The sequence below is a fragment of the Heyndrickxia ginsengihumi genome (genome assembly GCF_011008565.1).
Lineage (GTDB): Bacteria > Bacillota > Bacilli > Bacillales > Bacillaceae_C > Weizmannia > Weizmannia ginsengihumi.
In genome coordinates, this window is the sequence record NZ_JAAIWK010000007.1 from 70,763 (window position 1) to 83,008 (window position 12,246).

Annotated in this window: 13 protein-coding genes; all 13 read left to right on the plus strand. The window is 34.5% G+C overall.

Annotated features, from left to right (window positions below; all coding sequences use genetic code 11):
• Nucleotides 1-13 precede the first annotated feature (13 nt).
• The 13 genes from fliQ to G4D61_RS06635 all read left to right on the plus strand — a co-directional run bounded on the left by fliQ (nt 14) and on the right by G4D61_RS06635 (nt 12,230).
• The gene (gene fliQ / locus G4D61_RS06575; protein WP_025727888.1) at nt 14-283 is read left to right on the plus strand and encodes a flagellar biosynthesis protein FliQ; all 270 of its coding nucleotides are present in this window, start codon (nt 14-16) and stop codon (nt 281-283) included.
• A gap of 9 nt (nt 284-292) precedes the next feature.
• A complete protein-coding gene (gene fliR, locus G4D61_RS06580; protein ID WP_025727887.1) occupies nt 293-1,072 on the plus strand; it encodes a flagellar biosynthetic protein FliR in 780 nt (259 codons plus the stop codon).
• Entirely contained in the window at nt 1,069-2,151 is a 1,083-nt protein-coding gene (gene flhB / locus G4D61_RS06585) for a flagellar biosynthesis protein FlhB (protein WP_025727886.1), read from the plus strand. Before fliR ends, flhB begins: the two co-directional genes overlap by 4 nt.
• 33 nt (nt 2,152-2,184) lie before the next feature.
• Nucleotides 2,185-4,221, plus strand: a complete 2,037-nt coding sequence (gene flhA / locus G4D61_RS06590; protein WP_025727885.1) for a flagellar biosynthesis protein FlhA — start codon at nt 2,185-2,187, stop codon at nt 4,219-4,221.
• The gene (flhF, locus tag G4D61_RS06595) at nt 4,218-5,366 is read left to right on the plus strand and encodes a flagellar biosynthesis GTPase FlhF (protein ID WP_025727884.1); all 1,149 of its coding nucleotides are present in this window, start codon (nt 4,218-4,220) and stop codon (nt 5,364-5,366) included. Before flhA ends, flhF begins: the two co-directional genes overlap by 4 nt.
• On the plus strand, nt 5,350-6,225 hold the full coding sequence (locus G4D61_RS06600; RefSeq protein ID WP_025727883.1) for a MinD/ParA family protein: 876 nt from the start codon (nt 5,350-5,352) through the stop codon (nt 6,223-6,225). The genes flhF and G4D61_RS06600 overlap by 17 nt, the downstream gene beginning before the upstream one ends.
• Before the next feature lie 66 nt (nt 6,226-6,291).
• Nucleotides 6,292-6,969 (plus strand): CheB methylesterase domain-containing protein, encoded by a 678-nt coding sequence (locus tag G4D61_RS06605; RefSeq protein WP_025727882.1) that lies wholly within the window; start codon nt 6,292-6,294, stop codon nt 6,967-6,969.
• An 11-nt stretch (nt 6,970-6,980) separates the two neighbouring features.
• The gene (locus tag G4D61_RS06610) at nt 6,981-9,023 is read left to right on the plus strand and encodes a chemotaxis protein CheA (protein ID WP_163173547.1); all 2,043 of its coding nucleotides are present in this window, start codon (nt 6,981-6,983) and stop codon (nt 9,021-9,023) included.
• A gap of 172 nt (nt 9,024-9,195) precedes the next feature.
• The gene (locus G4D61_RS06615; protein WP_025727880.1) at nt 9,196-9,618 is read left to right on the plus strand and encodes a chemotaxis protein CheW; all 423 of its coding nucleotides are present in this window, start codon (nt 9,196-9,198) and stop codon (nt 9,616-9,618) included.
• 10 nt (nt 9,619-9,628) lie between these two features.
• Nucleotides 9,629-10,258, plus strand: a complete 630-nt coding sequence (locus tag G4D61_RS06620) for a chemotaxis protein CheC (RefSeq protein ID WP_035348485.1) — start codon at nt 9,629-9,631, stop codon at nt 10,256-10,258.
• A 1-nt stretch (nt 10,259) separates the two neighbouring features.
• Nucleotides 10,260-10,763 (plus strand): chemotaxis protein CheD, encoded by a 504-nt coding sequence (locus tag G4D61_RS06625; RefSeq protein WP_025727879.1) that lies wholly within the window; start codon nt 10,260-10,262, stop codon nt 10,761-10,763.
• 84 nt (nt 10,764-10,847) lie between these two features.
• Nucleotides 10,848-11,618 (plus strand): RNA polymerase sigma-28 factor SigD, encoded by a 771-nt coding sequence (locus G4D61_RS06630; protein ID WP_025727878.1) that lies wholly within the window; start codon nt 10,848-10,850, stop codon nt 11,616-11,618.
• Between the two features lie 90 nt (nt 11,619-11,708).
• Entirely contained in the window at nt 11,709-12,230 is a 522-nt protein-coding gene (locus tag G4D61_RS06635) for a hypothetical protein (RefSeq protein ID WP_163173549.1), read from the plus strand.
• Nucleotides 12,231-12,246 lie beyond the last annotated feature (16 nt).

The window sequence follows — 12,246 nt, forward strand, 5'->3', positions numbered from 1 at the left end:
GGGTGAATAATTCATGAGTGAAGAAATGGTGATCTCTTTAGCAGAAAAGGGAGTATATACTACATTAGTTGTTTGCGGTCCATTGCTAGCAATTGCTTTAATTATTGGAGTCATTGTCAGTGTTTTTCAAGCTGCAACACAAATACAAGAGCAGACACTTGCTTTTATTCCGAAAATTGTAGGGATTTTACTTGGTCTTGTATTTTTAGGCCCATGGATGCTTAGTCATATGCTTTCGTATACGAAAGATATTTTAATGAATTTAACACAATATATAGGATAGGGATAAACAATGGATCAATTGCTTCCTTCTTTTTCTATCTTTTTATTAGTTCTAGTAAGAGTCACAACATTTTTTATCATGATGCCTTTATTTTCACATCGATCGGTTCCAGCAGTTTTTAGAATCGGTTTTTCATTTTTCTTATCATTGCTTATTTACTATACGATCCATGTTCACCCGTTTGAAATTAATGGCGAGTACTTTTTCCTTCTTATAAAAGAAGCACTTGTTGGCTTGCTGATTAGTTTCGTGGCATATATGATTTTTTCTGTTATTCAAATTGCAGGTTCATTTATTGATTTTCAAATGGGCTTTTCAATGGCAAATGTGATCGATCCGCAAACAGGAGCACAAAGTCCACTTGTTGGTCAATATTTATATAGTTTTGCGTTATTATTTCTGCTGGCGGTAAATGGTCATCATATTATTTTAGACGGCATTTATTATAGTTATCAATTTATTCCAATTGATCAAACATGGATACCGCTTGGACATGCTAACCTTGCTGAATATTTATTGAAAATAATGGGGCAAGTATTTGTAATCGCTTTTCAAATGTCTATTCCAGTTGTAGCAGTTTTATTTTTAGTCGATGTTGCTTTAGGAATTGTGGCGAGAACGGTACCACAGCTGAATCTTTTTGTTGTAGGGTTTCCGGTAAAAATTGCAGTTAGTTTTTTCATTATGATTGTAACAATGGGTACAATCTTTGTGATCATTCAGCATTTATTTGAATCTATGTTTTATATAATGCGGAATGTCATGCAATTATTGGGGGGAACAATATGAAACTCCTCTCACTGAATTTACAGTATTTCGCAGGAGAAAAAACAGAAAAAGCAACGCCTAAAAAACGCCAAGATGTTAGAAAAAAAGGACAAACGGCAAAAAGTCAGGATGTAAATACTGCCGTCGGATTACTTTCCATTTTTTTATTTTTATATTTTGGCTCTTCTACAATTGGCGATAAACTGTTTCAATTGCTAAGACTATCTTTTACTAAATATATGCTGGAAGATGTTACGGAGCAGAGCGTTCACAAAATATTTATTGATATTCTAAAAGAAGTCTCATCAATGCTTATCCCAATTATGGCAGTAGCATTGCTTGCTGGCATTGTTTCAAACTTAGCACAAATTGGTTTTATATTTTCTGGTGAAGGATTAAAAATGAAAATTGATAAAATTAATCCTGTGACTGGAATGAAAAGGATATTTTCAATTAGAGCGCTTGTTGAGCTATTGAAATCTATCTTGAAAATGCTAATTATTGGGATTGTTGTGTTTGCCATCCTTTGGGCAAATATAGATGATGTCTTAAATTTACCATATAAAAGTGTAGGGAGTTCATTAGAAACGATCGGTCACTTGACATTGCTCATTGGTTTGTGCGGTTCAATCGCATTATTTGGTCTGGCTATTTTAGATTACTTATATCAACGGTTTGATTTTGAAAAAAATATTCGAATGTCAAAGCAGGATATTAAAGATGAGTTTAAGAGTTCTGAAGGAGATCCATTAATTAAATCAAAGATTAAGCAAAGACAACGTGAAATGGCAATGAGGCGTATGATGCAAGAGGTTCCTAACGCAGATGTGGTCATTACTAATCCAACCCATTTTGCTATTTGTCTAAAATATGATGAGGAAAAAAGTGATGCCCCAATTGTAGTCGCAAAGGGTGCAGATTTTTTAGCCCAAAAAATTAAAATGATTGCAAAGGAACATGATGTATTAATGGTAGAAAACCGCCCATTAGCAAGAGCTCTTTACGATCAAGTTGATGTTGGTAAGGCTATTCCAGAGCAATTTTTTAAAGCAGTGGCAGAAATTTTAGCCTATGTATATAGAATGAAAAATAAAATCTAGTTTTAAATGATGAAGTGTTAGGAGAGAAATAGTATGAAAGCAAGAGACCTCCCCGTTATATTGGGTGTAATATTAATTATATCTATGTTGATTATTCCATTTCCAACATGGTTATTAAGTTTTTTAATCATATGTAATATATCTCTTGCACTACTAGTATTGTTAATCTCCATGAATATGAATGAGCCTTTACAGTTTTCAGTTTTCCCATCACTCTTATTAATATTAACGTTATTTCGTTTAGGGCTAAATATATCTACGACGAGATCGATTTTAAGTAAAGGGGATGGTGGTAGTGTAATAGAAACGTTCGGTTCTTTCGTTGTCGGAGGTAATATCGTCGTTGGACTCGTTGTATTTTTAATTTTGATTATTATTCAATTTATTGTGATAACGAAAGGTTCTGAAAGGGTTTCTGAAGTTGCGGCTCGCTTTACATTGGATGCGATGCCAGGTAAGCAAATGAGCATTGATGCTGATCTAAATGCAGGAATGATTTCTGAACAAGAAGCGAGAAGTAGACGTGAAAAAGTAGGTAGAGAAGCGGATTTTTATGGAGCAATGGATGGGGCAAGTAAATTTGTTAAAGGCGATGCGATTGCCAGCATTATTATTGTTCTTATTAATCTCATTTTTGGAATCATCATTGGTATGACACAATTAGGACTTGCTGTTAGTGAAGCGGCAAACCGTTTTTCTTTAATGACTGTTGGGGACGGGATTGTCAGCCAAATTCCAGCCTTATTAATATCTACAGCAACTGGTATTGTTGTCACAAGAGCAGCGTCTGATGGTAACCTTGGTCAAGATGTTTTAGCGCAATTACTTTCCTATCCAAAAATGTTATATGTTGCATCAGGTACAATTTTGCTTTTAGGTATATTTACACCAATCAATGATTTAATTACAATCCCCATCGCACTTGCCTTAGCTTTTGGAGGATATCAATTATCAAGAGTTCCAAAACAAACTGAAAAAGATCTTATGGAGATTGATGAAGAAGTACAGTCAGATGAGATGAAAAGTCCTGAAAGCGTAATGAGCCTTCTTGATATTGATCCGATTGAATTTGAATTTGGATATGGTCTTATCCCGTTAGTTGATGCCAATCAAGGTGGAGATTTATTAGATAGAATTGTTATGATTCGGCGACAATTGGCTTTAGAATTAGGGATTGTTATTCCGGTTGTAAGAATTAGGGACAATATTCAGCTACAACCAAATGAATATCGTTTAAAGATAAAAGGAAATGAATTGGCAAAGGGTGAGATATTATTAGATCACTATTTAGCTATGACACCTGGTGAGGATGATCATTCAATTGAGGGAATAGATACAAAGGAACCAGCCTTTGGTTTACCTGCAAAATGGATTACTGAGGAGCAAAAAGAGCAAGCTGAAATTTTCGGTTATACGGTAGTAGATCCTCCAACAGTTGTTTCAACGCATATAACAGAAGTAATTCGGATGAATGCATATGAATTATTAGGAAGACAAGAAACAAAATCATTAGTAGATCATTTAAAGGAATCTTATCCAGTTCTTGTAGAAGAAGTAACACCAAATCCATTGGCAATTGGAGATATTCAGAAAGTATTGGTAAAATTATTAAAAGAAAATGTTTCAATTCGGAAGTTAACGATTATTTTTGAAACGTTAGCAGATTATGGAAAGCTAACTTCAGATACAGATTTATTAGCAGAGTATGTACGGCAAAGTTTGGCACGTCAAATAACGGAACAATATACGAATGATGGACAAAATTTAAAAGTGATTACTGTATCTGGAAAAGTGGAAAAAATGATTGCTGACAGCATTCAACAAACCGAGCATGGAAACTATTTATCGATGGATCCTGCGATGTCACAACGATTAGTTGAAGCAATTGCTGCACAAATTGAAAATGTTTCTATGTCAGGGAGTTCTCCAGTCATTTTGTGTTCTCCAGCTGTTCGGATGTATATAAGGCAGATGACAGAACGATACTTTCCGCAAGTACCAATACTTTCATATAACGAACTGGAAGCTAATGTAGAGGTTCAAAGCATAGGGTTGGTGAATGTTGAATGAAAATAAAAAAATTTTTAGCCCCTAATATGTCTGAGGCAATGAAGCAAATTCGTGTAGAATTGGGTGATAATGCAGTCATTTTAAATTCTAAAGTCGTTCAGCAAAAAGGTTTTTTAGGTCTTGTTAAAAAAAGAAAGATTGAAGTCATTGCTGCTATTGACCCTGAAGTGAAGGGGAACGCAAATGTAGTAAAGAAGCGAAAAGAAGAACCTGTTCAATTCCAATTGCCAAAAGTTGAAAAGGAAAAGAACGTGCCAAACCAAGAAAATATTCATCATGAACTAACTGAGCTAAAAAAGGTGGTTCATCACCTATCAAAATTTTCTAATTTAGAATATCATCAATTTCCAGGTTCAATCCAATCATTTTTGCGTAAATTGAGTGATCAAGAGGTAGATCAGAACATCATTATGAATGTAGGTGATCACCTGTATGAAAAATGGAAATTAAGTGAACATGAACCATCAATTGCGCTTTTAAATAAGTGGGGTGAAACCTTTTTAATCAATAATATTTCTTCTTATTCGTTTGGTAGTACGACTAAAAAGTATGTCAATTTAGTTGGTCCAACAGGGGTTGGGAAAACGACAACATTGGCGAAAATGGCTGCAGAAGCGGTTCTTGAAAAAAAGAAGAAAATTGCTTTTATTACTACAGATACTTATCGAATTGCTGCAATCGAACAGCTTAAAACTTATGCAACCCTTTTAAATGTTCCAGTAGAAGTCGTATATAAGCAATCTGACTTTCAAAAAGCAATTGAGAAGTTTATCGATTTTGATTGTATCTTTATTGACACAGCAGGAAGAAACTATCGTGAAATTCAATATATTGAGGAATTGAAAAACCTTATCGATTTTGAAGAAGATATTGAAACATTGTTAACTTTATCCCTAACAATGAAAGAAAATGATATGATTGAGATTGTTGATAGTTTTCAAAATATTAACGTTGATAAATTCCTCTTTACAAAAATTGATGAGACGAAAACATATGGATCAATGCTAAATTTAATGCTGAAGTATCAAGTCGGCATTGCTTATATAACTACCGGTCAGAACGTACCTGATGACATTGTTCAGGCCACTCCAGAGGTTGCGATTCAATATTTGTTTGGAGAGATAAGAAATGAGAGACCAAGCTGAGCAGTTACGCGCAAAAATCAATAGTATGAATGATGCAAAACAGGCTAAAACAATTGCTGTTGTGAGTGGCAAAGGTGGTGTAGGCAAATCCAACGTATCCACTAATATGGCAATTGCTTTAGCAAAGCAAGGAAATAAGGTTTTAGTATTTGATTTAGATATTGGAATGGGCAATATACATGTGCTCCTTGGTCTCAACGCACCATTTTCAATATCGGATTTCATCAAACATCATATGAATCTTGAAGAGATTGTATGTTCGAGCCCATATCAAATATCGTATATTTCAGCTGGAAATAGTTTTTCAGAGATTATGGATTTAGATGGCGGGACAGCAATGAGACTGCTTGACAATATTGAACGTCTAAGTCTTCAATATGATTATATTATTTTTGATATGGGTGCAGGTGCAACCGCTTCAAGTCTAGAAATTTTAATTGCTGTTGACGATGTATTTGTCGTGACGACACCTGAACCTACAGCTATTACAGATGCGTACTCCATGATGAAATACATTTGTATGAAAAGCTCTGAAACGCAATTTTATTTAATATGCAATCGAGCTGAAAAAGAAAAAGAAGGTTTGATTACTTTACAACGGCTACAATTAACAATGGAAAAATTTTTACAAAAACAAGTAAGTATTTTGGGGGTATTATTGGAAGATAGCATAGTCCGAAAAGCTGTTGCAAAGCAGACACCGTTTTATGTTGAATTTCCAAACTCTGCGATTGCCAAAAAAATAGATATGCTGCTACAAAACTACTCTGATGTTGTTATGACATCATTTGTTAAAAAAGAACGGTTTGTACAGAAACTTAAAAGCTTTTGGCGTAACAACCGTTTGAAGGTTAAATAGGCTTTTCTTCTACTGAATTTTACGTATATTAACAACAACATCATTGTAAGGGTAGGGGGGAGACGTTTGAATAATCATGATAATCAGCTAAATTCAATAGAACATAAAAATAGGAAGAAAATTATAACTAAATCTAGTGCATCAAATGATACACCAAGAATACATAAACGTCGAAAACTTGTATGCATTGGGACTTCAACTGGTGGGCCGCGCGCCTTGCAAACGGTGTTAACCTCTCTGCCAGAATCGTTTCCAGCACCAATTTTAGTTGTTCAGCATATGCCAGCAGGTTTTACAAACTCATTGGCCAAGCGTTTAAATAATTTAAGTCGCATATCAGTTAAAGAAGCAGAAGATTTAGAGTCGATAGAGAGCAGTGTAGCATATATTGCACCTGGCAATTTTCATATGACTGTGTCAAAAAGCGGGAAACAATTAGTTGTATCTTTAGAACAAACGCCACCTCTAAATGGGCACAGACCTGCTGTTGACAAAACGCTTGAATCATTAAGCCAATTAAGAGACTACGACATTGTTGTAGTCATAATGACTGGTATGGGACAAGATGGAACAAAAGGTTTACTTGAATTGAAACGAACACAGAATGTTAAAGTAATTGCAGAATCAAAAGAAAGCTGTGTCGTCTATGGAATGCCAAGATCTGCGATTGAAGCAAATCTTGTAGATGAAATTAAAAAAATAGATGAAATTGGAGAGACAATTTTAAAATATATTAATGAATAGGTGTGATACTTATGGAGATGAATCAATATCTAGAAGTATTTATTGAAGAAAGTAAAGAACATATTCAATCTTTAAATGAAAATTTGCTATTGCTTGAGAAGAAGCCGCATGATTTATCAATTGTAAATGAAATTTTTCGTTCCGCACATACACTAAAAGGTATGTCAGCGACAATGGGCTATGAAGATTTAGCAAACTTGACTCATAAAATGGAAAATGTTTTAGATGCAATACGTAATGAAAATATTACTGTCAATCCAGCTATCATTGACGTTGTGTTTACGGCTGTTGATCATCTAGAGTCTATGGTTGACTCTATTGCGTCCGGTGGAGATGGAAAAATGGATGTGCAAGAAGTAATGAAACAATTACTTCAAATTGAACAGGAAAATGGCGTAGGATCACAGCTTGCTCAACAAGAGTCTTCTGCGACGGTACTTGTACAAAATGAGGTAGAATTAAAGCAATATGATGAATACGAGCAAACAGTTATTGCCCAATCGAAAGAACAAGGTTTTGAATGTTATGAATTTACTATTTCATTAAGAAAAGACTGTTTGCTAAAAGCAGCAAGAGTTTTTATGATTTTTGATGTATTAGAAAAAAGTGGTGAAGTAATCAAATCTACTCCTTCTGTTGACCAGCTTGAAGAGGAAAAATTTGATGACAGCTTTTCTGTTACAATTGTAACGAAAGAAGCAGCAGAAGATATTAGAAAAAAAATATTAAAAGTTTCAGAGATTGATCAAGTTGAAGTAAAGCCTGTCGTAATAAATCAATATGATAATCCCCCACAACATTCTGAAGAAAAGGTGGACACTCAAAAGGCAAAAGCGGGCGCAGGTACAGCCGATGCAAAGAATATGAAGGACGGGAAGGCAGCTGCGCAAGCTCAAAAGCATTCAGCAAAAACAATTAGAGTAAACATTGAACGCTTAGATAAATTAATGAATTTATTTGAAGAGCTAGTGATTGATCGTGGCAGACTTGAACAAATTGCAAAAGAAGTCAATCATTCAGAACTAAATGAAACAGTTGAACGTATGTCTCGTATCTCTGGTGATTTACAAACTATTATTTTAAATATGCGAATGGTGCCTGTGGAAACAGTATTTAATCGTTTTCCTAGAATGGTACGGCAATTAGCGAGAGATTTGAAGAAAAAGATTAATCTTGAAATTATTGGTGCTGAAACTGAATTAGACCGTACAGTGATAGATGAAATAGGGGACCCGTTAGTACATCTATTAAGAAATGCAATTGATCACGGTATTGAAACACCTGAAGAAAGAATCTCAGCTTCAAAGCCTGAAACGGGAACGATTCAATTAAAGGCTTATCATAGTGGTAATCACGTATTTATAGAAATTTCGGATGACGGTGCTGGTATTAATCATGAAAAAGTTTTACAGAAAGCAATCGCGAAGGGTGTAGTAAAAGCTGAAGATGCACCAAGTATGACTGAAAATCAAATTTATAATTTGATTTTTGAATCAGGTTTTTCCACTGCTGACAAGATTTCGGATATTTCCGGACGTGGTGTTGGATTAGATGTTGTAAAATCTACAATTCTATCTTTAGGTGGGAAAATTTCTGTAGATTCACGGGAAGGAAGCGGCTCAATTTTCACAATTGAATTGCCATTAACACTTTCTATTATTTCCGTTATGCTTGTGGAAATTGCAAAAGAGAAATATGCGATTCCACTTTCATCCATTATTGAAACAGCTATTATTAAGAAAAGCCAAATTTTAAATGCGCATAATCAACAAGTAATCGATTATCGAGGAAAAGTTGTACCACTTGTATTTTTAAAAGATATTTTTGATATTCCAACAGTCGAACATGAGGATGATGAGTTTATTTCTTTATTAATTGTTCGAAAGGCTGACAAAATTGCTGCATTTGTTGTCGATTCTTTTATCGGTCAGCAAGAAATTGTTTTAAAATCTCTAGGGAATTATTTAAAGAATGTTTTCGCAATTTCTGGAGCTACGATACTTGGGGATGGACAAGTTGCATTAATAGTTGATTGTAATGCATTAATAAAATAATCAACACATCGCAATCAAGCTGATGTTATTTGTTTTTAACATCTATTCCTTAAGGAATGGAGTAATTGCTAATTTAAAAGAGTGAGTCTGTTTTGTTATCTTAGTTTAAAAACAATTCAATTAAAGGCATATATGAAACTAGAAAATAAAGAGAATAGGAAGGTGAATTGTTGTGGGAAAAGTAATTGCATTTCAACTGAATGGGAAAGAGTACGCTGTTCCTGTTCATCAAGTGCTTGCCATAGAAAAATTGCATCATATCACTAGAGTGCCAAGAACTCCAGCCTTTGTTCAAGGTGTCATGAATTTACGAGGCGTAGTGATTCCTGTTATTGATTTAAAGAAACGTTTTCAAATAGAAACTGAAACTCAAAATGATCATGAAAAAATGATGATTGTAACGGTTAACGACCTTGAGGTAGGATTAGTTGTAGATGCAGCAACAGATGTTTTAGATATTGCATCTGAAAATATTGAACCGCAGCCAGAAATCGTTGACACCGTAAAATCAGAATTTATTGACGGTGTTGCTCATTTGGATCAAAGATTATTAATGCTATTAAATTTAGAAAAAATATTAACTCCACTAAGCTGAGGTTATGAGTATGGATATAAAAAATAAGATCACGTCATTACATTTAGATGCATTAAAAGAAATTGGAAATATTGGTGCTGGTCACGCTGCAACGGCTCTATCAAAATTATTGAACAAAAAAATTGATATGAAAGTGCCTGATGTTCATATCGCATCTTTTGACGAGATTATGGAGCTAATTGGTGGGGCTGAAATTGTCGTTGTTAGTGTATTTTTAAGAATTGAAGGTGAGGCTCCTGGAAATATTTTCTTTATTGTTCCAATTGAGCAAGGAGAGAATTTTATTCGATCAATGACAGGAGATACTACATTTTCCTTTTTAGAACCACCTTATTCAGAACTTGGTTTGTCAGCTATGCTTGAACTTGGCAATATATTATCAGGATCATATTTAACTGCACTTTCAGATTTTACGCAGTTGGATATGTATCCCTCTGTTCCAGCTTTAAGTATTGATATGTTTGGATCCATTATTAGCTATGGTTTAATCGAACTTTCTCAAGTTAGTGATTATGCGATCGTCGTTGATACTGTCGTCAACGATGGGCATCCGCAAAATTCAGATGTAAAGGGACATTTTTTCCTTTTCCCAGACCCAGACTCATATGAGAAAATCTTTCGTGCACTAAGGATAGACTAACATGCAAAACATTCAGCAGGAAGTTATTAAAGTCGGTATAGCAGAAATGAAGCTAGTCTATTCACCAAATATAATAAGAACAATGGGACTTGGATCTTGTGTAGGTGTTATTATATACGATTCTCTTCTTAAAATTGCCGGGCTTGCCCATATTATGTTGCCTTCTTCACTTATACAGAAGGATCGATCACAAATCAATACAGCTAAGTACGCGGACACAGCAGTTAAGGAACTGTTGTCGCAGTTATTATCGGCTGGCTGTCATTTATCCCATTTAAAAGCAAAAATTGCTGGCGGTGCAGAAATGTTTTCGTTTTCCTCAAAAAATGAAATGATGAGAATTGGTAAACGTAATACTGAAGCGGTGAAAAAGGAGCTTGAACAGTTACAAATTCAATTGGTTGCGGAAGATACAGGTGGAAATAAGGGAAGGACAATCGAGTTTAATCCAGAAACTTCTATTCTAAAAATAAGAACAGTTAATCATGAGATTAAAGAAATTTAGGAAATATTAAGTACTACATCGTTTAAATCTTTATTAGGATGACCAAATATTATGAAGTTTGCTCAACGCGGAGGAGGGAAGTACATGTCACAATCAATACTTGAGAAAGAACAATATTATTGGAATTTGTGGACAAACTGCCGCGATGAAAAAGCAAGGGATTTTTTAGTTAAAAGATACATGCCGCTTGTTTCTTACCACGTCCAAAGAATCGCGGTGGGACTTCCTCGAAATGTTTCAACAGATGATCTAAAGAGCTTAGGGATGTTCGGACTCCTAGATTCCCTAAATAAATTTGATCCTTCTCGTCAATTAAAGTTTGATACATATGCTTCGTTTCGGATTCGCGGAGCTATTTTAGACGGTTTGAGGAAAGAAGATTGGTTATCAAGGGGAACACGGGAAAAAGCAAAAAAAATTGAGAGCACTATTGAAAGACTAGAACAACAATATATGCGCCAAGTATCGGCGAAAGAAGTTGCTGAGGAATTAGAGATTCCTGAAGAAGATGTATATATGACAATGAACGAACAATTTTTTGCAAATGTATTATCCCTCGATGAGACGAGTAATGATCATGAAGATGGTGAACTAAAATATTCAAATAGCATTAAAGATCAAGAATCAGTTTTACCAGAAGATGAACTTGTGAAACAGGAAACGATTGCTGAATTAACAAAAGTTATAGCAACTTTAAAGGAAAAAGAACGTTTAGTGTTAAGTTTATTTTATCATGAAGAGTTGACTTTAACTGAGATCGGGGAAGTACTCGGTCTTTCCACTTCTAGAATTTCACAAATTCATTCAAAAGCAATTTATAAGTTGCGAGAAATTATGGGAAAAACAATGAAATAAAGATTATGAAAAACAAAAGTGTGAATTGAAAACAGGTTGATAAGGCTCCAAATTATAGGGGAGTCGTTTACTAGTAGACAGGGATTGATGATGATGGTATTTTTTCTTGTTTTATCGTTTCTTTTAAATGCAGTCACAATTTTTTGCCTCATATTATTGTATATGAGGCAAAATCGTACACTTCAAGCTGAAGAACAATACGAGAATATGATTAAAGAAATTGAAGATGTATTTGCTCTTTATATGGTAGAAATGAAAGAAGAAAACGAGAATTTTTTAAGAAAAGTAAGGAAGCAAGCTATTCAAGAAGAACGCCATGAAAATGAAAAACTGGATGTTGTACCTGAAACTCAGCATGATGAAATGATTGATGAGGGGCAACAAGATCTGCAAGTGAATGCATATACGAAATTAAGTGCCAGAACCGCCTATCAAGCAACAAAAGAACTGGAACAGGATATGGGTGATGATGTCCCTGAAGATGCTCCATTAATGAAGAAAGTGCTATTTTTACAAAAAAAAGGGTTTAAATTAGAAGAAATTGCCCAACAATTAAATAAAGGAAAAACAGAAATAGAGTTATTGTTGAAATTTAGCGAAAATAAAACATAACTCTTGATAACAAAGT